At 41.8% G+C, this 23,081-nt stretch carries 20 protein-coding genes; 5 read left to right on the top strand and 15 right to left on the bottom strand.

The window, feature by feature from the left end; all coding sequences use genetic code 11:
- Positions 1-14: 14 nt before the first annotated feature.
- Positions 15-524, top strand: coding sequence for a PadR family transcriptional regulator (locus tag NST40_RS08945; RefSeq protein WP_036684013.1), 510 nt, complete (start codon positions 15-17; stop codon positions 522-524).
- A 104-nt stretch (positions 525-628) separates the two neighbouring features.
- On the opposite strand, the gene NST40_RS08940 is transcribed toward NST40_RS08945, so the two are convergent.
- The 8 genes from NST40_RS08940 to NST40_RS08905 form a co-directional block, all read right to left on the bottom strand.
- Positions 629-886, bottom strand: a complete 258-nt coding sequence (locus NST40_RS08940) for an AbrB/MazE/SpoVT family DNA-binding domain-containing protein (protein WP_036684015.1) — start codon at positions 884-886, stop codon at positions 629-631.
- A 597-nt stretch (positions 887-1,483) separates the two neighbouring features.
- Positions 1,484-3,004 (bottom strand): S8 family serine peptidase, encoded by a 1,521-nt coding sequence (locus NST40_RS08935; RefSeq protein WP_081387442.1) that lies wholly within the window; start codon positions 3,002-3,004, stop codon positions 1,484-1,486.
- Between the two features lie 93 nt (positions 3,005-3,097).
- Entirely contained in the window at positions 3,098-3,733 is a 636-nt protein-coding gene (locus NST40_RS08930) for a DUF6033 family protein (RefSeq protein WP_076219791.1), read from the bottom strand.
- A 1-nt stretch (position 3,734) separates the two neighbouring features.
- Positions 3,735-4,019 (bottom strand): hypothetical protein, encoded by a 285-nt coding sequence (locus NST40_RS08925; protein WP_036684022.1) that lies wholly within the window; start codon positions 4,017-4,019, stop codon positions 3,735-3,737.
- A 16-nt stretch (positions 4,020-4,035) separates the two neighbouring features.
- A complete protein-coding gene (locus NST40_RS08920; RefSeq protein ID WP_076276435.1) occupies positions 4,036-5,145 on the bottom strand; it encodes a TIGR04066 family peptide maturation system protein in 1,110 nt (369 codons plus the stop codon).
- Between the two features lie 11 nt (positions 5,146-5,156).
- Entirely contained in the window at positions 5,157-6,614 is a 1,458-nt protein-coding gene (gene ccpM / locus NST40_RS08915; RefSeq protein WP_218640429.1) for a Cys-rich peptide radical SAM maturase CcpM, read from the bottom strand.
- Positions 6,615-6,654: 40 nt separating this feature from the next.
- On the bottom strand, positions 6,655-6,834 hold the full coding sequence (locus NST40_RS08910; RefSeq protein ID WP_036684027.1) for a CLI_3235 family bacteriocin precursor: 180 nt from the start codon (positions 6,832-6,834) through the stop codon (positions 6,655-6,657).
- Between the two features lie 77 nt (positions 6,835-6,911).
- Complete coding sequence (locus NST40_RS08905; RefSeq protein ID WP_076219788.1) at positions 6,912-8,639, bottom strand: ABC transporter ATP-binding protein; 1,728 nt, start codon at positions 8,637-8,639, stop codon at positions 6,912-6,914.
- A gap of 182 nt (positions 8,640-8,821) precedes the next feature.
- On the opposite strand from NST40_RS08905, the gene NST40_RS08900 reads away from it, so the two are divergent.
- Entirely contained in the window at positions 8,822-9,571 is a 750-nt protein-coding gene (locus NST40_RS08900) for a LytTR family DNA-binding domain-containing protein (RefSeq protein WP_342410601.1), read from the top strand.
- Entirely contained in the window at positions 9,568-10,359 is a 792-nt protein-coding gene (locus NST40_RS08895) for a GHKL domain-containing protein (protein ID WP_081387445.1), read from the top strand. Before NST40_RS08900 ends, NST40_RS08895 begins: the two co-directional genes overlap by 4 nt.
- 66 nt (positions 10,360-10,425) lie before the next feature.
- On the opposite strand, the gene NST40_RS08890 is transcribed toward NST40_RS08895, so the two are convergent.
- The 4 genes from NST40_RS08890 to NST40_RS08875 all read right to left on the bottom strand — a co-directional run bounded on the left by NST40_RS08890 (position 10,426) and on the right by NST40_RS08875 (position 17,571).
- Entirely contained in the window at positions 10,426-12,507 is a 2,082-nt protein-coding gene (locus NST40_RS08890; RefSeq protein WP_076276446.1) for a glycoside hydrolase family 36 protein, read from the bottom strand.
- 130 nt (positions 12,508-12,637) lie between these two features.
- Positions 12,638-13,948: a sugar ABC transporter substrate-binding protein gene (locus tag NST40_RS08885; protein WP_342410600.1), complete on the bottom strand. Its 1,311-nt coding sequence runs from the start codon at positions 13,946-13,948 to the stop codon at positions 12,638-12,640.
- A 121-nt stretch (positions 13,949-14,069) separates the two neighbouring features.
- Positions 14,070-15,716, bottom strand: a complete 1,647-nt coding sequence (locus NST40_RS08880) for a response regulator (protein ID WP_342410599.1) — start codon at positions 15,714-15,716, stop codon at positions 14,070-14,072.
- Positions 15,709-17,571, bottom strand: a complete 1,863-nt coding sequence (locus NST40_RS08875) for a histidine kinase (protein ID WP_342410892.1) — start codon at positions 17,569-17,571, stop codon at positions 15,709-15,711. The genes NST40_RS08880 and NST40_RS08875 overlap by 8 nt, the downstream gene beginning before the upstream one ends.
- A 197-nt stretch (positions 17,572-17,768) precedes the next feature.
- Between NST40_RS08875 and NST40_RS08870 the strand changes: the two genes are divergently transcribed.
- Positions 17,769-18,659: a sugar ABC transporter permease gene (locus tag NST40_RS08870; protein WP_036684044.1), complete on the top strand. Its 891-nt coding sequence runs from the start codon at positions 17,769-17,771 to the stop codon at positions 18,657-18,659.
- Positions 18,659-19,492, top strand: coding sequence for a carbohydrate ABC transporter permease (locus NST40_RS08865; protein ID WP_036684045.1), 834 nt, complete (start codon positions 18,659-18,661; stop codon positions 19,490-19,492). The genes NST40_RS08870 and NST40_RS08865 overlap by 1 nt, the downstream gene beginning before the upstream one ends.
- Positions 19,493-20,089: 597 nt before the next feature.
- On the opposite strand, the gene NST40_RS08860 is transcribed toward NST40_RS08865, so the two are convergent.
- From NST40_RS08860 to NST40_RS08850, 3 genes are all read right to left on the bottom strand, one after another.
- A complete protein-coding gene (locus NST40_RS08860) occupies positions 20,090-21,142 on the bottom strand; it encodes a CapA family protein (protein ID WP_256719067.1) in 1,053 nt (350 codons plus the stop codon).
- Positions 21,143-21,226: 84 nt separating this feature from the next.
- The gene (locus tag NST40_RS08855; RefSeq protein WP_342410598.1) at positions 21,227-21,886 is read right to left on the bottom strand and encodes a class I SAM-dependent methyltransferase; all 660 of its coding nucleotides are present in this window, start codon (positions 21,884-21,886) and stop codon (positions 21,227-21,229) included.
- A 152-nt stretch (positions 21,887-22,038) separates the two neighbouring features.
- A complete protein-coding gene (locus NST40_RS08850; RefSeq protein ID WP_076219055.1) occupies positions 22,039-23,061 on the bottom strand; it encodes an SDR family oxidoreductase in 1,023 nt (340 codons plus the stop codon).
- Positions 23,062-23,081 lie beyond the last annotated feature (20 nt).

Here is a 23,081-nt window from a genome sequence, read left to right as displayed (position 1 = left end):
AGCGGCAATGATTTATGAACATACAAGATGTTATTCTGGGGATTTTAAGCGAAAAACCTCATTCTGGTTACGAGATAAAACGACATTTCGAGGAATACTTCTCATTTTTCTTCGATGCCAGCTATGGCACGATCTATCCTACCCTAAGCAAAATGGAAAAGCTGAATCTGATCACTAAAGAATCTGTGCGACAGGAAGGCAAACCTGACAAAAATGTATTCACCATTACCTCTGCCGGCTTGGATCAGTTCCACGCTTATCTACAATCACCAGCCGAAAAAGATGTTCTGCGTTCTGACTTTTTTATGCACCTGTATTTTGGAGAAAAGACGGACAAAGAGAACATAGATAATCTGCTTCGGCAAGCATTGATAGAAAAGCAGGCAATGTACGACGATCTGGAACAGAAGTTGAACCAGCTAGATTACAAGTTATCTTCCTACCAGAAGTTGTGCATGGAGCTAGGCCTCGTACAATATGATGCTTTTATCAAAAAAATCCAAAGTGTGCTAGAGTCTAAATAAAACCTGCTTTCGAAAGTACACCATAAAAAAAGAACCGGTATTACATGCACATCTTGTGCTTGTAATACCGGTTCTTTTTTTTGAAATCATATGTGGTATATGGATTATGCTCTATCAAAGCTTGCAATAAGTTCATCAAGAACATCTTTGCTTACCATTTTACCTTTGAAATTGATCAGGTTTTCTGAGCTTCCGGAGAAGATACAAGTTGGCTCATATTTTCTAAGGATAATCTTTTCAGCGTCTACAAAAATCTCGAGCGGGTCTTTTATGTCGATTCCCATTGTTCTACGCAGTTCAATAGGAATTACGATACGTCCCAATTCATCCACTTTTCTTACTATGCCTGTTGCTTTCATCATCGTACATCCTCCCTTGAAGTCACATTTATAATCATTCTTGCTAAAAGCTATGTACGCTTCTATATGATAGTAATGATTACGCTACTACCTAATTCTAAAGTTCTATTCATTTCCTGTCAATTATTTTTCTACATTATATGATATTATTCGACAAAATTTCGACAATGTATGATATCTGTTGAGCCCCAAGATTTGAAGCCGTGTCAGAACACAAAAAAATAGGGGATTCTCGGGAATGTTAAAATCCGCCCAGAATGTAACCCTACTTGATGACAATTCTACCCTAAAATACCTTCATTAATCTATTTGTAAATCTTGTCACTCCGCTTATCCGCAATCACAGTAAGTAGGAAATTGTCGAAAACTAGCAAGAACGCTACTCCGTCATTTACCCAGATGTTTAGTAAGTCAAACTTAAATAGGGTATATCAGTAGATTTTTTTGCTATGAGAAGTGTGTATCGAGTCGTCATGTATTACAAGGCTGATGATATCGCTGTAGTGTAAATACGATGAATCCGGAAGTCGACTAACGAGGGACTAGCAAAGATGTTATTGATGGAGAGTATTCAAAGTGTTTGATGATTTTTGTACCCCATTAAGAGAGTAAATTAACTATAGAATTATATAGTTCTCCTATAAAGGTTTCATCAATCTGTTTAGTACTGATAATACGTTCCTTACATAAGCCATCTACTGCAAAAGTTACTTGAAAGCAAGCATTTAAGGGTTGAATATCTATTTCAATATCTGTTTCCATTTTATCTAAAATATCATAGCCAAATAAGACATATATCGCGATATCGTAAGTTTTCTTGTTCAGAATTAAGGAGAAGTAGGAAGATGTTTGCGCTGAGTTTATCTCGGGAACATAGTCTATTCCGTATAAAACTCCGATAGGGTGATTCGATGCAAAATAACTGTTATAGTTATTATTTTTGAATTGCCCTTTTAACCAGATAATAACTTCAAAGTCAGTGTCAGCAGGGATGTAAATAGAAACCATTGGTTCTTCGATCAGCAATGGGTTGCTGTTAAGTGTGTGTATGTTATGTAATTTGAATACGCTATGCCATAACTTAATATTATTACACTGATTGTATACTATCTTATTCATATCTTTTCCTTGGTAATTGTCAATAAACACTACATTTTTATTGTATCTCGATGCAATCCGCTGTAATTCAACATAATCATCAGGACAAAGATCTCTGCTGATCACAACGAGAGTCTCAATATTTTCATTGTAAGCCAATAGGGCTACATCAACAGCATCATAAGACAAATCAGAGGGAACGACAATTTCACCGTGTATGTTAACGCAAAGATTCCGATAGTCCATTTTGCATTTTCCATTCACATAGCATACTAATATATCACTCATCCAATCAGGGTCAGCATAGCAAATAAACAAGTGTTTATCGTCCCTATAGTTATTTGCCATTTTCGACAACATGAGTTTTATTTGCTGCAGGTTAGTTAGGTGAGATTTACCAATGAGTTCACATACTTTGGCTGTAATCATGGGCGCGGCAAAGCTGTTCGAGTTGCTGCACTCTTTACCATTCAATTTGTGTCTAGCAAAAGCCGTAAATTCTATACCGTCGATGATATTACCATTGAGATAAAACTCACCTTCGAGTAGCGTGTCGCTTACCTCTCTCTTGACGCCAATAACGTTTGAGAAAGAAGCTGGATATGTAATATAATCATGATTACTTGCGGCACATACAATAATTAGGCCTTGACCTGCAACCTTGTTTATGACTTTCTGCGTTTCTAATAAATCCGCTGAGCAATGGCTTCCCAAGCTGACATTTACAACTTGAATATCATTTTGAACGCACCATTCCAGCGCACTATACAGCTTCTGAATGTTTCCATTTAAGGTCTCTGACAATATCTTCAAGCTATACATATGGATTTCCGGATAATAGTGCTTAATTATGCCTGCACAGATGGTGCCGTGAGTTATTCTTTCGGGTCTGTCTATTGTATAATTGTTTATTGTGAAATCATCATTGAAGATCAATTGTTGAACAACAGGTTCTCCAAGCAAATATTCGTTGATACCATCATCTATCACGGCAATTTTCACTTTAGCTTTGATGTTCATCATCTCCTTTTACAAAGCGATAAAAATAAAACCGCCTCATTGGTCACAAATCCATTGACCCAGGCGGTAGTCATGATTAAAGAAGTTATTAATCATTTAATTAAACAGATTCTTTTTCCGCAGCATCGAATCCAGACTAGCTTGTAGCACACTATTTAAATACTTGCTATCTGCTTCGTCATTATTGGAGTTCTCAATAAATAACCCGGATTGTGATAGGCTAGTGCTACTACTTAATTTACTCAACGAATCCAACTGCTCCGCCATTTTCTTTTTATCTGCCTCTGCTTCTTTATTAATCTTCTCCCGCTCGGCAGGTGTTAAATAATCACCAATCACCCAAAAAGTAGCTGTTCCATCCGGATGTATAATGACGCCACTGGCATCACCGGGTTTATCATTAGCGCTGGAAGCAAAATGATCCTGAATAATTGCTTCTACCCTTTTATGCATTTGTGGATCTGTTGCCGACTGATTCAGTATATTTGGAGCAATGGTTACATTTCCTTTGCCAACACTACCAGAGTATACCCTTTTCACTGCTTCATTGCTCTTTGGTATGGCTTGCACATTGATTTTAATGTCGAATTTTTTTTCCAATTCCGTCAAAACCGCTTCCGAACTCGATGTCGATAGCGCGTCTTGAAATGAAATCTCTGAGCTCTTATTTTTCTGGATTACCATTGTTGCCCCCGCACGATTCAGGCTACTGAGTGAAGCTACATTCAACAACTTAAACCAACTCCCTTATTCTTTTTTCCTGTAGAATGCGGCAAACTGTATTATTAATTCGATCTAGGCTGTTGAAGCATCCATTTAATATATCGGTTTCCGGAATTTGTATTTTTAGTTTTTCCTCAATATGTACAAATAGAACCAACAAATCCCGTGGTGAGAACTGCATGGCCTCGCCCAATAAATCCTCATAGAAGTAGTTTTCATTAAGCTTGATCTTGTCCATTCCCATTACGTCGAATAATATTTCGTTTATCTGTTCACGCACTTGATCCAGATCCATAAATATCACCCTTCTTTTATACGATTTGCATATTTTCCTGTAACAATAGAGCTTCACAGCATTCTGCTAATTTCAAAGTGTCTGTCCCATTTAACGAATTAAACAGAGGAACCTTTGACTCTAGCGATATTTGTGCAATTTTTTCATCAACCAACTTAGAATCAACCGTAAAAAACTTCAATTCTTTATCCTGTTTGCTTCTGCCCGTATCAAATTTATGATTTGACATATTAAAACAATCAATATCAAAACCTAATTTATGCTTTGTTGACACACATATCTTATCGAGAAACTCTCTATTAAAATCATCATAGGTCAAGTTCATAATACCGACATCCGGATGGATTGCACTAGCCGCCTCGAATGCAGTAATGCCAAATCTATTGGTAAACAGATTATTATATACCATTGTCCCGCCTGGAATTCCGATGATCATTACATCAGGTCGTTCGTTCAATTCAATATATTTACAGAAGTGATTAAAAAGAAATATTTTATCTATCTCCGCTTCTTTATGATTAAACATAAAATCAGGAAAAGAATGAAATCCCATAATCTCACAATAAGATTTTGTCCCAATTTGACTTACTTTGTACCCTTCTTTCAAGAAATAGTCCCTTAGGCTAAGCTGAACATCAAATTTATTGGATTTTTCCATCAGACTCGCCACGCAGATTATCGGAACATTAATATCCAGCAGTATTTTCTCAACAAGTTCTACTTTCGTTCTGTCAATGTCAATTCCAAAAAAACATGTGAGTTCCACATTATTTTTCAGACATACCTTCTTTACCATTTCAACTTCATGATCAGCACATCTGTTAAGCAGAACAATATCTTTCCCCATCTCTGCGGCTTTGATAATTGTCGGGAACACCACTTTTTCAAAACTGCATTCAAATTCACAAATCATTAACACATCAAATTCATCATCTGAAAAAGAATCTTTAACTTTTATACCCAAATCCTCACCATAATAGCTGTACGCTGCATCTTTTTCATTCAGTCCAAAACCTAAAGGTGCCATTAATGAAACAAACTCATAGTTGCCCAGTAAATTGGAGAATCTGACGACCGGACCGAAATCTGCATGATATGGATAAACAATTGCTCTTTTTTTCACCATTGTCTCCCCCATTACACTTTTTCTTTATCAAAGTCGTAGCCTAACTCTCTTAGAACGCAATAATCTTTAAACAAACTCTCAGTGTTTTCTCTAACTTTATTGCAGATACTTAACTTTTTGGCAGCAGAAAACTCACTGATATCATCGGCGGCCATTGCACAAGAAGTGCAATATCTAAAGGCCCAGCACTCTTTGCATTCTTTCTCCGTTATTGTTCCAATGTTTAGTATGTTCCGGATATTATTTAATTCAAAGCCTGTATCTATATGCCCAATCCTCATTACACTAGATGCTTCACTAACTCTTTCACAGGGATACAGAGCACCATCAGCATTCACAAACAATCGTTGTACTCCTGGAACACACGGTCCGGAATGATGATCTTTTTTTACATCATAGAAAGAGATTCTAAGCCTGTTATGGACATTCTCCTGGATTTGATCAAAGCTTTCCATCACCAGCTTGGATACATCCTTTTTCTTAAGCCTATCAAATTTATAAAGAAATAATTTGAAAACTTCGTAATTATACATCTTGATAAAACTGTCATTGATCAAGGACTCACTTTTTTTGTAGCTACTTGCTATATCACTTGCCATAACAGCAAAGTCTTTTACGGTCTCATAGTTGGAAAAAAAGTTTGTGGAACAGCTAAAATCCGAATTCGGATCAATTACTGCATTGAACATCACTTTATTAACATAGTCTGGTGTTTTGTTTTTGATATTTTCAATATTATCCATAATAGTCTGAAAACTGCCTTTATTATTTACCGCAAAAACTCGGTTTCTATCATGCGCGACTTCATCGCCGTCCAGGCTGATCGTTAAATTAAAATCATTAGAAGATAAGAACTCTAAGGTTTCGTCGGTAATTAGAGTTGCATTTGTAGTAAGGTTAAACGTTAGTTCTTTGCCCTCACTTTGTTCTCTGGCATAAGCAACACAAGCTTTTATTAAGTCCATTTCCAGTAAGGGCTCTCCTCCATAAAATCCAATATTAATAATTGGAGAATCTACGGAGTGCTCAATCAAAAACTTAATTGCTTTCAAAGCAACCTCTTTTTTCATTCTCTTATTGGTATGTACTCTGTGTAAGTAGCTCCCTGAATACGCGCAATAGCTGCATCTTAAATTACAGTTTTGCGTGATCTGCAAAGTTATCGAGCCAACGCTTCTGCTTAAATTGTGCTGCAAAGAGTCGCTCATGGGATGAATCATCTCAAAATCCTGTTTCTCCGCCAAAAAACCGGAATCAAATAAGTTTTGAATCTCCGGTTCCACTTGTTCAAAGTTTGAATTTCTATAGTTCAACAAAGCCTGATAAGATCTTTCATTTAATTTAAGAAATGTATTTGCATTCGCATCGAACATATATTTTCCCGTTACCGTTTCAAATAAATGAAATACTGGCATCTGAACTCCCCCCACTCTAAAAGTGAAGCAGGACAGCTTTTTTAATAAAGCCATTTAGCCATCCTGCTCTTAGCTATACTTAAGATTGCACTTACTACCCGATTCCAATAGCAGTCATCTTCATGGAGTTACCAGTATAGGTTACTTGTTTCATGGCTGCTTTGTTTGATCCGCTGGCATTGCATGTACATGCATAACAAGGACATGCACTGCAAGCTGCATATGCCTCCAACGTTTCATAATTTGCATTTGTTCTTTTTACAAGTTGTTTCATATGCCTATTCCTCCTTTCAAATCGTATTTATCTAAATATCAATATTTGATATTTAAATCACTCGAAGGGTAAACCCATTAAACGAATTGATGCTGTTGTGTGATGCGCCGATACCTTTCATTTGTATAAGACAACTTCTCATGAAGTCCAATAGCGGAGACCTGACCTTTTTCTAAAAAGATTACTCTATCCACATGCTTCAGAATTTCCGGCCTATGACTGACTATAATCACTGTATTGTTACTGAGTGCTGTATCTAATAGATGGTTGATGGCTTGTTCAGAGTGAAGATCAAGGTTGGAGGTCGCTTCATCAAAAATCACCATAGGCCTGCTTTTTATTAATGCTCTGGCTATCGCGATTTTTTGTTTTTGTCCACCGGACAACTTGTTCCCATTAGAACCTACGACATAATCCTCAAACCGGCTTGTATCCTTCTCTAAGAATTGGGTAGCCTCAATAGCCTGTCTATACTGCTCCTCATGGTTTTCACTGTAAAGTTTTATGTTATTTTCGATGGTTGTGTCAAAAAGATATATCTCTTGACTAACAGTCGAAATTAATTCCCGATATTCATTCAAATTAATAGCCTTAATATCCACTCCATCAAATAAAATTTGTCCTGTAAGTGGTTCGTAAAACCTCTGGATTAAATTTAGGATTGTAGACTTCCCCGAACCATTCATTCCTACAATGGCCACTTTCTCATGGCTGCCAATCGTGAAATTCACATTTGACAAGATCAGTTCAGTATCATATGCAAAGCTTACATTCTCAAACTGAATGCTCCCAAAAGGGTTGAGTAGCTTCACATCATAGTTGGCGGATTCTACATCACAAGCTTCGATTTCTTCCTCAAGCAATGAATAATACCTTCGGGCAGAAGGCATTATTCCCGACAATAAGTATCCAATATTCAACATCGATGAGATAGGAGTGGTCACATAAGCGCTATAGGTAATAAATGCAAATATACTTCCTACCGAAAGCTTTGAATCTAATATCATCGTCGATCCAGAAGCATATATAAGAAGAACTAGTCCTCCAATTAGAAATCTCTCCACAGTAATCCGCCAATTATCCAATAAACTGATTCCCATATGGGAGGTTATTACTTGATTTTGCTTGTCTGCAAATTCTTTTTCTTTGAAAATGAATAAATTAAAAAGCCTTGTTTCCTTCACACCGTTCAAACTATCCTCAAACCAATGCGAATATTCTCCATCCTTCGTGATGTATTTCTCCGCAAGAGACTTTCTTTTTTTAGCAAACGATTTCAAAATTAAATATTCTATAGGGATTAAAAAAAGCACAATGAGTGTAAGTTCCCAACTTATGATAAAAAGTCCAATAACTCCTCCTACCAAACTAAAACACTGACTAACAATAAAAAGCATGCTACCATCCGTTATTTGCGAAATATTCGATATATCGGTGCTAACGCGATTTAAAATTTCACTGCAGTTTTTATCAGTGAAATATTTCACTTTTACTTTCATAAGTCGATTAAATGCAGCTTTATGCAAGGAGTAGATAATATTTGAAGCTATTTTTATTCTTCGTTTTTCTTTGAGCAAATCTAAAAAGCTACTGAACATTGACAAAAGAAAGATGTAGATTGCCGTTGAAATAATGATTCTAACATCTGATTTCATAAATCCTTCATCAATAATAATTTTGTTGAACATCGGCAAAATGGAACTAATCAAAGTAGAAAATATTAAGAGCAGAAAAATAAAACATAAATTCTTTTTATGCGGTTTAAATAATCCGATAAGTTTTTTAAGGGTATCCTTATCATTCATAGAATATATCCTCTTCTACTTTCAAGCTTCGGTTTGACATTGATAACGCTATCAATATATCATATAAAAGAATATTTGGGGTAATTTGGTAGCTAATGGTTGGAATAGGAGGCTGAATGACGTTTCGTGTCAGGTTTTGGTATCTCTGAAGATTAACAAATTAAATTATGGGGGGAATGGCTTTGTTACGCATAGCCGTATGCGATGACGAGAAAAAGGAACACGATTTGCTAAAGGAATATCTCCCAAGACTTATGAAAAGCACGGCTTACTCTTTCGAGACTCAATATTTTACCTGCGGTGAGGAATTGCTTCACTATTATAATCAACAGAGTAGTTATCCTTTTCATATACTTCTAATGGATATTGAACTGAGAGGATTAAATGGAATCGAGGTTGCAAAAAAAATCCGTGCATTTCCGGATCGAGAGGTTCAAATTATATTCTTGACAAACTATCCGCAGTACGTAATGAGCAGCTTTGATGTGCAACCCTTCCATTATTTGATTAAACCGGTAGACTATGAGTGTTTAGAGGCAAAGATAATAAAGCTATGTAACTATATCGTTTCTTCTGTAAATAGGTTTCTAATGTTTAAAACTGAAGATGGACATATGGTGATCAAAAATTCTGACATTATTGCGATTGTTAAAATCAAACATTCCTTGGCTAAAAACCGGCTAAAGATCATTACCTCAACGCAGCATTACATAATTTCAGGTACAATTTCAGAATATATAAGTAAACTAAACCGTCCATTTATGCTTATTCATCGTTCCGTTATTGTTAATCTAGAACATGTCCATAAGTTTACAGCTACTTCCGTAGTCATGCACAATCAAGAGCAGTTTCCTATTGGCCGTACTCAGGCAAAAGAGGTTAAAGAAGCCTACGCCTATTATATGATTGCACAATTCAAAGAACGAGGATGACTCTTTATCTATCAATGGTCATCGTGATGTTGCTTATTCTGCTAATTAGAGAAACCATCCTTTTATTCGGTAAAATTAATGAAAACACCAAACTGACTAAAGAGAATCTGCAATTACATAAACAGATGGATTATCAACACATCAGCTATGAAAAAACCGCACATTCCCTTACAAGCATCAAACAAGTAATCCATGATACGAACAAGCAATTGGTATATGTCCGGACTTGTATTCAGAACAATGAGATTCAGGAATCTATCCATCATATCAATTCAATGCTCGGTCAAATTCATCAGCCTTCTCCAAAACTATCAACAGGTAATTTGGTAATTGATTCTTTAATTGGCAACGCGCTAAATATTGCTTGTGAACACAAAATTGCTATGAAGTATGATATTCATATACACGCCGAAGCTATTGATATTGATCGGTTTGACTTATGTACCGTAATCGGGAATGTGCTAGATAATGCTCTAAACGCCGCTGCAAGAGTTCCCAAAAAAGAAGATAGATTCATTCAGCTGCTAATTTTCACTACCGATACTTCATTGTTTATCCAAGTCACCAACTCACGGAACAATTATAGTACTATAGTGCAGCATAATTTTAAAGAGAATCCCGCTTTTCACGGATTCGGCTTAACAAATATTCAAAGTGTCACCGAAAAATACGGAGGTCATCTGGTTACCAACGCTCAAAATAATGAATTCGAAACGATCATTGTATTGCCTTTTCTAAATATACTTTCAGCAGCTAGGCCAAACCTGACCGAAGTAGAAAGGCAGTGAAAAAAGCCAAGTTACAGCAGCCGCTCCCCAACAGTAGACTGAAGGGGAGCAGGCCCGCTGCAAGCTTTACGAAGTAATCTCAAACAATCTCGCTGTTTTTCCTGGTGGGAGCGCCACCGTCAAAACCCCTGCCGATTTATCCCAATTCCAGGTTGAGCTATGCTGCTGAGGATAGGCACAGGCGATCGCTGGTTCAAGTCCCTTCAGCTCTTCTATCGGCAATTGGACATTTGCAGCTTCTCCGGCAATCCGCCATACCGCGACATACCGTCGTTCGCCGCGCCGCAGGCCAAGGCTGACCCATTCGCCCTCACTGTCCGGCAGGCCGAGTGGCCAGAAAGGTGTGGCGTGTGGGATATCACTGCGAATGGTTTTGTAATAATCCAGCGCTTCTTTAACTAGACTTCTGCGGTGGGGTTCAAGCTCCGCTAAATGACCGCTCTGGTGTACACGAAGCAACAGCGCATTAACCATATTGAAGATGACTTCCTCATCGTCCCCCTCGCGCAGTGGATAAGACCAAACTGCGGACTGCTCCGGTGTCAGTGCTGCCGGAGAACCTGCGGCAATGGCCGCATACTGTACATAATCCTCCTGGTCGCTAGTTGACTGGATGCTGTGTCGGCTGAGCATCGCATAATCCATGCGCATTCCCCCGCTGGAACAGTTCTCGATAACAAGCTTCGGATAACGAACAAAGATACTGTCCAACCAAGCCAGATAAGCGCGGTTATGCTGTAGCAGCCCATCTCCGAAGCTGTCCGCATCCGTTTCTGTCCCAATGCCTGCATTGATGTTGTAATCCATTTTAATGTATCCTACACCGTACTGCTCAACCAAACGCGCAATAACACCGTTTGCATGATCAATGACTTTCGGGTTGCGGTAATCTAGCTGATAGCGGCTACGGTCCTTAACCCTTTTACCATGCCGCATGAAAAACCAGCTGTCATCAGTCTCCGCAAGCTTCGGGCTGTTGATGCCCATAACCTCCAGCTCAAGCCATAGTCCGGGAATCATCCCTTTGCTGCGGATATAGTCGAGCACATATTTAATTCCTTCCGGAAACCGTTCGCTGGAAGGCTCCCACTGGCCTACACCATCCCACCACTCTCCGGGTGCATACCAGCCAGCATCAATACAGAAATATTCACAACCTACTTCTGCGGCAGCATCAATTAAAGGCAGTAGCTTCTCAGTCGTTGGGCTTCCCCATAGGCAATTCATATAGTCATTAAAAATAATCCGCAACAGCTCATTATCCTCATTAGGTCTGCGGATCATCCGGCGATATGACGTAAGCTGTTCAGCCGCGCCCTGGAATCCTCCCTGCACAGCACCCACGGCTACCGGCACCGAGGTAAACTCTTCACCGGGAGCTAGCTTCAGCCACCAATGGTTGTCATGTTCTGTAGGTCCGCTGACCAGCAGTGTAAGCTGATCGTATTGATCCGTCAGCTCCCAATGCCAGGAGCCGTTATGCTCAATCTGCCAGAACAGGCTTGTCCCGCTCTCCTTATTATGCAAAACCGCCATCGGCAGAAGTTCCGCTGCTGACCAAGAGCCTGTATTGCTTGCGGCAATTCGTTTGGAGCCACGGTCTGCCAAATGATACATTCCGAGCTCAGGCAGGCGGTAGGTCCGCCACTGAAGTTCACTCTGCCATCCGCTGTGAGCAAGGGATACTTCAATCTTATCATTGCGCTCCCCGCCTCCCTCTTTGTCTACACCTGTAAGAGCAAAGGAGGAGATGTATTCCACTGCCACCTCAGCTTCTCCAGCATTCTTTAGCACTGTCCAGCTTCGAACGATTTGCACACCCTTGTAGAACTGAAAATGCTGCACTGCCTGGATTCCCGAAATCGGATCAGCCAAGCTAAACTCCAGTTTACGTCCGAGCGCATTCACTTTATCGCTGTGCCCCGCATATACCATCCGAAGACCCGGATAGGATGCTCGGTGTGTACGCCCGTGATATTCGGCGCGGTCTTCGCCCGATAATTGCAGCTCCAGCAGCCGGAAGCCTTGCTTGTTCTTATCCGCTATGGCTGCTTCCAAAGGTGCCGCTCCAAAATGCAACAGCCGAACATCCTGATCTTCCGTAACTTCAATCGTAAGATATAGTCCATTTTCAATGATTTCAATCATTTTGCTATTCACAATAATGTACCTCCTGACTTTGTCTCAGTATCTTCTTATGATTATATAACATGTAAAAAAGGGACGGTTCTCCAGTAAGTGAATCTTACCTTGGAGCCCGCCCCTGATCTGAACCTAATTATTCTGCCGATCCGAATTGAATCCAAGCTTTTTGAATTTCATCGATGGCTTGATCCTTAGTTTTGCTGCCGCCGATGTAAGCCTGCATGAGCTCACCAAATTTTTGGTGGAAGGTATCCAGAGAGTAGTTCACGGACAGGTCGCCGGATTTCTCTGTTTTGAGGATTTCTTCCATTTCTTTTGGCATTTGCAGGTCAGGCATAGGAGCATCCTTAATTGGAGGAATAACCTTAGCTACTGTAGAGAACCAGTTCTTACCGTATTCAGAAGTATACAGCCAGTTGAAGAATTCAATAGTCTCAGCAGCTACAGCAGAATCCTTATTGATACGCAGGGCTTGATCCGCACCAGTAATGATCTGGGACTGTTCAGCCTTGTCGCTGACTGGGTAACCCATAATACCCAGGTCGAAGTCCGGTGTAATTTTCTTAATGGCTTCTTCATCCCATGCGCCTTTACCCGTCATGAACGCTGTTTTGCCGGATGCAAAGTCGCTGACTTCAGCATTGCTGTCCCGTTCAAGCGGTTTGTCTGTGCCATGTTTAACAGTGGTATCAACGAAGGTGAAGAAGTTATTGTACAGCACCGGGTGATCCTTGATCGTGGTTTTTCCGGCAATAAAATCGTTTACTAGTGTCTTAGCATCCGTACCTGCATCTTGGGCTGCCGCATCTACGAAGTGTTGGAAGATGTGTTTCCATACCCACCACTCTTTATAAGCGTTGGCAAAAGGTGTAATGCCTTTAGCTTCAAGCTTAGTAATCGCATCGTCCATTTGGGCTGTTGTCTTAGGAACTTCTGTAATCCCAGCGTCAGCCAACAGTTTCTTATTGTACATCAGGACGAATAGATTTCCTTTTACCGGAAGACCGAGCACTTTACCGTCCGAAGAACTCATGTTAGAACGCACTGCATCGGTCATCGCCGCAGCCAGTGGCTCATTAGTTAGGTCAGCACTATACTCCGCAAAGGTATCAATATCTCCGCCCGCTGTGGTCTGGAATACGTCAGGTGTACTTCCCGCAGCAATCTTCGATTTGAGCACCGTATTGTAGTCAGCCTGCATAATCTCCAGATTAATCGTCACATTCGGTTTAACTTTCTTGTACTCGGCAATATAAGCGTTAAAAGCATCAGTGTACTCGGGTGATGCGGTGAACATATTAATCGTGACCGGCTTGCCAGAATCTGTGGCAGGAGTATTCCCTGTTCCGCTATTGTTAGCGGCATTGTTGTTTCCGCCGCAACCCGCCAGTAATCCGCCGACGAGCAGCAGACTCGCAGATAAAGCCATAAATCTTTTTAACATGATGTTGCCCCCTTTTCCTATGCATCTAGTGGTCTTGAGACAATTCTAAAGAAAAAGAAAAAGGATAAGAATGTACATAAGTGAACTTATTAGGGTAAAAAAGTGTGTTCATGTAACCGCTTCACTCCTCCCCGTTCAATAGCAGAACCCGATATTCAGAAGGTGAACAGTCATAATAATTCCGGAACGCCTTGCTGAAATAATTTTTGTCCTTGTATCCCAACATCTCGGAAATGTCTTGGATTTTCAAGTCGGGGGTGGATAGCAGCTCCTTTGCCTTGTCCATTCTTACCTTTTGTACATACTCATGTATGCCATAACCATATTGCCCTTTAAAAAGTTTCATCAAGTATTCTCTGCTCAGGAAATATTTATCCGTGAACATCGATATTTTAATATTCTCAAAATAGTGATTATCAATGTATGCTTTAATATTTTCCAGTACGCTGGGGCGATTGCCAGCAAGGCTTTTGCTGATTTCATTGCCATAGCAATCTAGAATCCCGCTCAGCACCCGCTCAAATTCGCCAAAGGAAGCAAAATCGCTCCCGATGCCTAACCCACGCAATCCTTTATCTTTACCACCACGGATACGTTCGGGGATCGAATCCAGCTCCGTGGCAATATCGTTCAGCAAAATAATAAATTCCTCTATCTGCCGGTCAGCCTCGCCCAGATTAAAACGTCCGGAAGCCTCCCATTTCTTAGTGAATTCGCTTAAAATACTTTTGGCATGATTGATATTCCCGCTCTCCAGTGCGTTGCGAATCAAGGGCATGCGCCCCGTCAAGGAAGGATTATCTTTTCCCTGGGAAGTATCGTTGCTGCTATTTGTGACAATCGCTCCCTTCAGCGTCAGGAGGTCAATCCCGTCGAGAGAGGCTTTGGCAGTCTCATAGGATTGAGCAAGCGCCATGATGTCACCATAGGGCTGTCCGATTCCTCCGGCAACAACAATTCCAAATAGCTCTTTCAGCGTCGAGACTAACTTCTTCATATGATGTAAAGAGCGGAAAGTTGCGTCCTCCTCATAGCCGCCTTTCATCGTGAAGATGGCGATAAACTCGCGTTCTCCCTTATGGCTGGCGAAGCTGAAGGCCTGAAAATGCTCATCGCTATTCTCATTAATCACATTTGTGACGGCAAAATGAAGCAAATCCCGGTCCTCATGGAAGCGATTACGACGTACTTGTTCCAAATTGAGCACCCGCAGTACACCCGCAGCAAAATAGTTTCCGGTCGTATCGGCGCCGATCAACGGCAGAAAAGCCTCGTTGGACTGATTTTTGAAGCTGCGCTCAATGATCGACAGATAGATTTTCTCTTTTAGCTTCGGCAGAGACATGTTGAGCGTAATGTTCCTGTTGATGAACTCGCTTTCTTTCTTGCGTTTAGCCTCCAGCACATCGATAGCTTTACGTAAGGCCGCATTCAAATCCCCCCGGTTGACCGGCTTCAGCAAATAATCAACTACCTTAGAACGGATAGCCTGGCGGGTATATTCAAAATCATTGTAGCCGCTGATTACAATCGTCAGCAGTTCCGGGAACTCCTTCTCCACGATCTGCAGCAGCTCACTTCCGTTCAGCTCCGGCATCTTCATGTCGACCAATACGAGATCGATCTTTTGCTCACGCAGCATGGCTAGGCCCATACTTCCATCCGTAGCCTCCAGTACCTGATCGACACCTAGTCCTTTCCAGTCTCCCAGGATGTTGATCGCCTCACGCAACGGTTCCTCATCATCTATAATCAATACTTTATACATGGTTAATCCCTCCCCGCGGTAACCGCATATCCATCTTTGTTCCGCCAGCATCACTGGTAATGGCCAAACCCGCAGCCTCACCATACAAAAGCTTCAGCCGCGTGTTCAAATTTTTCAGTCCGATGCTTTCCGTGTCACTTTCAGCAGCGTTCTCTCCGCCCTGATCTTCCCACTGGATTTGAAGAGAACTTCTCACTTGCTCCAGCCGCTCCCCGCTAAACCCCTGCCCGTCATCCGTCACTGAAATAACCGTATGGCTGGGCGTCATATGCGCTTCAATGGTAATTGTGATCGTTGTGGACACTTTTTCCAGCGCGTGCTTGATGCAATTTTCTACCAGGGTCTGAATGGACAGCTTCGGAATCTCCAGCTCCAGCAAAGGGTCTTCCCACTGGTAGGCCACCTGCATTCTGTTTCCGAAACGGGCCTTCTGCAGCGCTAAATAACGTTCAATATGCTTTAATTCCTCTCTGGCATGGACCACATCTTTACCGCTAATGCAGTATCTTAGCGTCATAGCAAGATTATCGACCATATCGACAATATCATCATTGTTGTTTTTCAGCGCCTTGGTGGAAATGGCTTGCAGGGCATTATATAAGAAATGCGGATTGATCTCAGCTTCCAGTGCTTTAAGTACAGCATTTTTCTCGACAATTTTCATTTTGTACCGTTCATTGATCAGCTCATTCGTCTTTTCCACCATCTTATTGAAGTGGCGAGACAGATAGGCAATTTCATCCTTTCCTTCAACCTGTGCTTCAGCGTCAAAGCTGCCTGTACTGAACCGTTTCATCTGCAGCGACAGATTCTTTAGCGGGTTTGTTATTTTGTTCGAAATAAAGCTGACCAAGATGACCGAAACGATTAAAAATAACAGTCCTATGAAATAGTTCAATTTGCGTGTTGTCGTGGCCGCTTCATAAATTTTTTTGTAGGGAATCGGCTTAATCAGCTTCCAGCCTTCTTTTTTGCTGATGTCATAAATCACTAGATACTTCTCTTCTTTATCCGACCACGTCACGCGTCCTCCTGAGGCTGGTGTCAGCTCCTTAAGCAGTCCCGCTTGTTCACTCTGTTGATAAAACCCGGGGTCATCCACCACAAAAGGTTCATTATCGGGACTGACGTACATTAGGTGCTGCCCTTTACTGAAGGGAATATCCTTCATAATCTCGTCCGTAACCGAGGAATTGAAATAAAGGGAGAGCACCGCCTGCGGTTCCCTGGAGACTATAGAGCGCAGCAATCGATGGTAGCCCATGAAGCTTTTATCCTTATTTATAGGGTAGTCGGAGCTATTGATCATCGAGGTTTGGTTTTTTACAAAAGACTGGTAAGAACGGTTAAACGGGCTGGCCAGCGCTTTTTTATACCAGGAAAGATTCTCAATCGACGGATGCTCGGCGACCCGCACGGTAATATTGTAGTTCTCTTTGGTGACATAATAATACTTGTGCTCCTTGATCACATACAGGTAGATAGCTTCCAGATCATTGCGGGAGAAGTACAGGTTCTTCAAGTAGTCCTCCACATACATCTTCGAGGCATAATCCTCCGATTCATGCAAAATCGCATAGGTGATCTCGTCATACGATATTTGCGGCAGGGATAATTGCTCGATGCCGTCCAAATAACTCTCCAGATTCCGGCCGACAAGCAACAGATTGTTGCTCGTACTGGCGATGCTGTTATCCACCGATTCTTTTCGCAGCATGCCGTATGAAATGAATGTCAGTGAGGTCACCACCAACACAATGATGATTGTAAACAGCAAAATAAGCTTGTTCGCCAACCTGCGTGAGACAAGCTCCAGCACGGGTTCAAACCGCTTTATGATCCACTTTTTAATAATGACCGGCAACCTCCCCCACGATTTACAGGCTTAATTATAAATATTTCAGTTCACCTTTTTACCCCTAACTGTACTCTTAAATCCATTTTTGAGTATAGGGTACTGCTCTATAATACACAATATAGACTAACCGGAATGGTTATGTGTGGCAAGCCTAGTCGATATTACCACCCAACAAATCAAGAAGAGGTGCATCCATGTTAAAATCACTCGGCAAAAGATGGCGCGAGAAAACAGAATTCGGATTATTCACTCTCCCAGTCCTCATCTGTATCGCTGTAGCATTCTACATTCCGTTTGCCATGACTATCCGCTATTCGATGACCAAATGGAACGGAATTTCGAAACACCCTAAGTTTGTCGGACTTGATAATTTCAAACAAATCTTTATGGGCGACACCAACTTCGCCAATTCAGCCTGGTTCACCATAAAGTATGCGATTCTGTACATCGTTCTCGTTAACGTGCTGGCCATTCTGCTCGCACTGGTTCTGGACATGAAGCTGAAGAGCACCCCTTGGCTGAGAGCCGCTTTCTTTATTCCTTATATCCTCAGTCTTGTCATTGTCGGTTTTATCTGGAAATTTATTTTTATGCAAGGTTTCAACTCACTCGGAGAAAGTACAGGCTGGTCCATATTTGGTCTAAGCTGGCTAGGGACGCCGGGACTTGCTTTCGTCTCCATACTGGCCGTCTCCATCTGGCAGTCGATTGGTTTTTATCTGGTCATTTATATTGCCGGTCTGCAATCTGTACCTGAGGATCTCAAAGAAGCAGCCACAGTTGACGGCGCTGGTCCCATGAGAAAATTCTTCAGTATTACACTGCCGCTGCTCGCTCCATCCATTACGATTTCTGTGTTCATGGCACTGACCAATTCGATCAAGGTGTTCGATGTCATCCTGTCATTAACCGGGGGCGGACCTGGCGGAACTACCTACAGTATCGCTTACGATATCTACCGGGATACCTTCCAGAACAATCTGTATGGATACGGTACAGCGAAAGCGCTTATCCTGTTCCTGGCCGTCTTGGTGGTAACCATTCTCCAGTTAGCATTCTTCAAACGAAGAGAGGTTGAGGCATAATGAATACAAACCGCAAAGCAGGCCGAATTATTCTAGAGGTTGTTATGGTCATCCTCTCTCTTCTGTTTCTATATCCGCTATTTCTGACGATTATCAACTCGTTAAAAAGCTTTAGCGAAGTCATGACGGATGTCATCGCCCTGCCGAAACATCTGGTATTCGGCAACTATTCCTACGTGTGGAAGTTTATCAACTATCCGAAGCTGTTCCTGAACAACTTTGTCATTACCGGTGTAGGTCTTCTGGGTATTGTGTTCATTTCATCCATAGCAGCCTACAAGCTGGCACGGACGAAATCCAGACTGAGCGGGGTGATTTATTTCCTCTGCATTATGCCGATGCTGATTCCGTTCCAATCGATCATGCTGACCGTTCTGCAAACCGCTAAAACCTTAAATCTCTCTGAGAGTACTTGGGGACTTGGGTTGTTATATTGGGGTTTCGGTGCTCCACTCGCCGTGTTTATCTACCATGGATTCGTCAAGGGTATTCCGGTTGAAATTGATGAGAGTGCCACGATTGATGGAGCATCCGGCTTCCGCCTGTTCTTCAGTGTCATCTTCCCACTGCTGAAATCGGTCACAACAACCATTGTCATTATCGACGTAATGTGGATCTGGAATGACTTCCTGCTCCCGCTGCTCATGGTCAACGGCTCCCCAGATACCAAAACGCTGACACTGGCTGCCTACACCTTCGTGGGCCAATATACCTCAGATTGGCAATATGCGATGACAGCTATGGTCATGGCGGTGCTGCCATCGATCGTGGTATTCATCTTCTTGCAAAAGTACATCGTTAAGGGTGTTGTTGCGGGGGCGGTGAAGGGCTGATTATCTGATTCCAAACCTAGCTTCTGCATAAAAAAGGGGAGATCCATATGGATCTCCCCCTTTTTGCAAACGTACCAATACTCTACATACTGCTGCGGTCAGCTTTTGATGCAGACGTTCCAATACTTTGCACACTGCTGCAGTCAGCTTTTGATGCAGACGTTCCAATACTAACTAGCAGTTTAACTGTATTTTGTACAACTATAACTCTGCAACTCGCTCGGCTGATGGATATAGCTGTATTTCGTGCAACTATTTTGTTGATATATTGCCCTCTAGGTCGATTTTCTAGTTTTTAGTTGCATAGAATACACTTAAAAGCAAAATGGTCCGTTTTACATATAAAATAGGTGTATAGAATACAGTTATTTCACAAACACAGCGGTGATTTTATAGGCATTCCATAGGTACTCCATACGCCACATCATACTCCATAGTCACTCCATAGGTATTCCATAGGTATTCTATACGCCACATCATACATACTACATACATACCCCATACGTAATCCATAGGTACTCCACAGTTACTCCACACATTTCGCATTCAAACGAGATCGAGCGCGATCCGTGAATAGCTAATCAGAGTTTGTATTTATTAAAGCTGCTTTTCCGTGACCCTGCCGTTAGCATCTATGTTGGCATTAAAAGATAGGGTGTTCAGGAGCTTAATCGTCTTCCTATTGTAGGAATCATCCATAAAATTGGGCTGTCCGCCAATGATTTTGACAGGGGTAATCTTGCTGGTCATCTTGGAGTCCTTAATCTCAACGTTCAATAGCATAGAATTAAGTGTTTTTTCCCCACCACGTGTGGAGCGATTAAACACAAAATTCCCAAGTGAATAATAAATGGGCTTGTGCTTATAGTATTCGATGCCCATAAGGCAGTGACTGTGTGCGCCAAGGATTAAATCCGCCCCGCTATCAATCATCTGTTTAGCTAGTGTGCGAGCGTACTTTTCAGGGAAATCCTTAAACTCTTCATTCCAGTGAATATATACGATCGTGAAATCATTCTCCTTGGACATCTTCTGAATGGCGCTAAGCATAGGCTGCGAGGTGTAAGCTGAAGCGGCTCCCGGTTTGTTTTTGCCGGCATACCATGAAGGATTTGAAAGCACACGGCTAACACCAAGGATGGCGATCTTTTTCCCTTTTACCGTCTTAGTATAAGGCTTGAACGCTTCATCTTCATCTTTGCCAGCGCCTGTATGGCCAATCTTGTTTCGATCCAAATGGATCAGCGTGTCGAGCATAGCGTCTTTTCCATAATCCAAAATATGATTATTCGCCAAGGACACTCCATCAATCCCTGCATAGGTTAAGCCGCCCAACGTTGCTGGTTTGGATCTGAAGGCAAAGGTTTTCTCTGCCGCTTTCCCTCGGATAGACACAGGCGTCTCCAGATTGGCGAAGGCGATGTCAGCCTTTTGCAGCGTAGGTGCGACCTTTACAAACGGAAAGTTCACCCCATATTTAGCAATCTGATCGCCAACAAAACCGTCCAAAAGGATATCACCCGCAAAAGCAAGCTTTATAGGATCTGAAGATAGTGAAGCTGCACTGGAAGCAGATGTCACAGGAACTATTAGTGATAACATAAGTGTAATGAGTGCTATTCTACGCAAAACCTTCGATCCTAATCTCAAAAAATACAGCCTCCTCTCATCTTTTGTTAGCTATGATCCTAGCATACTGGAAAGAGGTTACTAAATTAAGAGTAGAAAGACCTGTTATTCCTTTACTTTTTTTAGAACGGCTCTAAAACAATTTAATCCACCCCACGCATCCGTATGCACAGCATCCGCAGGCAATTCAAAATCTGTCTCCCCCCAATACTGAAATCCAGTTTGCAGCAGCAGGTCATTCATAAGACTCAGATTTACCGTTGGATAATCAAATGTCAATACCAATAATCCTTCTTCGTTCAACGTCCGGTGAAATTCCCGTAAAGTACCGACCGTATCCTCAAAGCTCAAATGCTCCAATACCGATATGCAAAAAACAGTGTCAAAGCTTTCATCCTCATAAGGCAGATCCGTCAGATTAGCTTGAGCGAAATGCAGATTGTTTGTTCTTCTAGCGATAACCTGCTTCGCCGCTTTTTCCCCAATCTCATTCTCAATACATTCTTGGATAGCTTTTGGGTAAATAACCCTACTGTCCATATCGCAGGCATAGACCTCTGCACAAACCCCTGCCAAATAAAACTTCAAGGGATGAGGAATCCCACAGGCTGCATCCAGCACAACACCATGCGGAGAAATAAAGTTAATACACCACTCATATTCAAAGGGACGGCTCCACCATGATTCCGGCAGATCATAAATTAACTTCTCACGACGTGCATCTGAATTTACGAAAAAACGCGAGACAAAGGGATGGGTTGGCATGGCCAGGACTCCTTTTTCAACGGAATTTTAGGTAGTGAGAGTATATTCATGATTTGCTGATTCATTCCATAACCTTACATTGAACGAGACAAACCTAAAAAAACGGCTGCTCCCTTAGGAACAGACCGTCTTTAAATATAACTGTATATACCTTATGCGTAGAATGAAAGAGGTTTGGCCTCAATTCCATGTCTCTCGATCAACTTATCAAGTAACGCAGACCATTCCGCATCGACCGTACATTGCTCAGGATGAGCCTCGAACCAAGCAACCGACTGCTTGATCCCTTCGCAGAAAGGCACAGTAGCCTGGAAGTCAGGCACGAAACGTTTGATTTTGCTATTATCAAAAACACTGCTTACCGCTTGATCACCGACCAAACCATCCGCTGTCCCTGGAGGGGAAAAGGCTGTGATAAAGTCTGTGGAGATATGCACCACTTTAGCTTCCACACCTGCCGCTTGTCCGATGGCCGCGTAAATCTGATTCCAATTTAATACCTCGTCGGAAGTTATATGAAAGGCCTCGCCTATCGCTTCCGGATGTCCAAGCAACCCAACGAAACCTTTGGCAAAATCCGAATTATGTGTCAGTGTCCACAAAGAGGTTCCATCTCCATGTATAACTAAAGGTAAGCCGCGGCGGATACGATCGATCAGTGACCAAGGATGCTGGCCACTTGTGAGTGCCGCAGGGATGGCTGTATTTCCATAGGTATGGGAAGGACGAACAATCGTAACCGGGAATCCGTTCGCCTTGTAAGCTTCCATCAACAGCTGCTCACACGCAATTTTATTCCTCGAATACTCCCAATAAGGATTCTCCAGCGGTGTCTCTTCTGTGATTACATAATTACGCTGCGGTTTCTGATAAGCAGAGGCTGAGCTGATAAAAATGTACTGCTTCGTTTTACCTGTGAACAGGTCAATGTCTGCCTGCACATGTTCCGGTGTAAAAGCAATCCAGTCTACCACTACATCAAATTCGTAATCTCGTAATACTAATGCGGCTTCTGCCGGATTACGAATGTCTCCTTTAATTACTTTTGCACCTTCTGGAACGAATTCATCCCGCTGTCCTCTGTTGAACAAATACAGCTCGATTCCTTGATCTACAGCCAACGGGGATACAGCCTGACTAATTAATCCCGTACCTCCGATAAATAAGACCTTCATTTTGCACGCTCCTTATAGTG

Origin of the sequence: Paenibacillus sp. FSL R10-2778, assembly GCF_038593035.1 — a bacterium.
GTDB classification, from domain to species: Bacteria; Bacillota; Bacilli; order Paenibacillales; family Paenibacillaceae; genus Paenibacillus_AQ; species Paenibacillus_AQ odorifer.
The sequence above is the reverse complement of the archived record's forward strand: the minus strand, read 5'-3'. Positions and strand labels throughout refer to the sequence as shown.

Coding starts and splice junctions, on each gene's coding strand:
- NST40_RS08945 (WP_036684013.1), top strand. CDS start 15: ATGAACATACAAGATGTTATTCTGGGGATTTTAAGCGAAAAACCTCAT.
- NST40_RS08940 (WP_036684015.1), bottom strand. CDS start 886: ATGATGAAAGCAACAGGCATAGTAAGAAAAGTGGATGAATTGGGACGT.
- NST40_RS08935 (WP_081387442.1), bottom strand. CDS start 3,004: ATGATGAACATCAAAGCTAAAGTGAAAATTGCCGTGATAGATGATGGT.
- NST40_RS08925 (WP_036684022.1), bottom strand. CDS start 4,019: ATGGATCTGGATCAAGTGCGTGAACAGATAAACGAAATATTATTCGAC.
- NST40_RS08920 (WP_076276435.1), bottom strand. CDS start 5,145: ATGGTGAAAAAAAGAGCAATTGTTTATCCATATCATGCAGATTTCGGT.
- ccpM (WP_218640429.1), bottom strand. CDS start 6,614: ATGGCTTTATTAAAAAAGCTGTCCTGCTTCACTTTTAGAGTGGGGGGA.
- NST40_RS08910 (WP_036684027.1), bottom strand. CDS start 6,834: ATGAAACAACTTGTAAAAAGAACAAATGCAAATTATGAAACGTTGGAG.
- NST40_RS08905 (WP_076219788.1), bottom strand. CDS start 8,639: ATGAATGATAAGGATACCCTTAAAAAACTTATCGGATTATTTAAACCG.
- NST40_RS08895 (WP_081387445.1), top strand. CDS start 9,568: ATGACTCTTTATCTATCAATGGTCATCGTGATGTTGCTTATTCTGCTA.
- NST40_RS08890 (WP_076276446.1), bottom strand. CDS start 12,507: ATGATTGAAATCATTGAAAATGGACTATATCTTACGATTGAAGTTACG.
- NST40_RS08885 (WP_342410600.1), bottom strand. CDS start 13,948: ATGTTAAAAAGATTTATGGCTTTATCTGCGAGTCTGCTGCTCGTCGGC.
- NST40_RS08880 (WP_342410599.1), bottom strand. CDS start 15,716: ATGTATAAAGTATTGATTATAGATGATGAGGAACCGTTGCGTGAGGCG.
- NST40_RS08870 (WP_036684044.1), top strand. CDS start 17,769: ATGTTAAAATCACTCGGCAAAAGATGGCGCGAGAAAACAGAATTCGGA.
- NST40_RS08865 (WP_036684045.1), top strand. CDS start 18,659: ATGAATACAAACCGCAAAGCAGGCCGAATTATTCTAGAGGTTGTTATG.
- NST40_RS08855 (WP_342410598.1), bottom strand. CDS start 21,886: ATGCCAACCCATCCCTTTGTCTCGCGTTTTTTCGTAAATTCAGATGCA.
- NST40_RS08850 (WP_076219055.1), bottom strand. CDS start 23,061: ATGAAGGTCTTATTTATCGGAGGTACGGGATTAATTAGTCAGGCTGTA.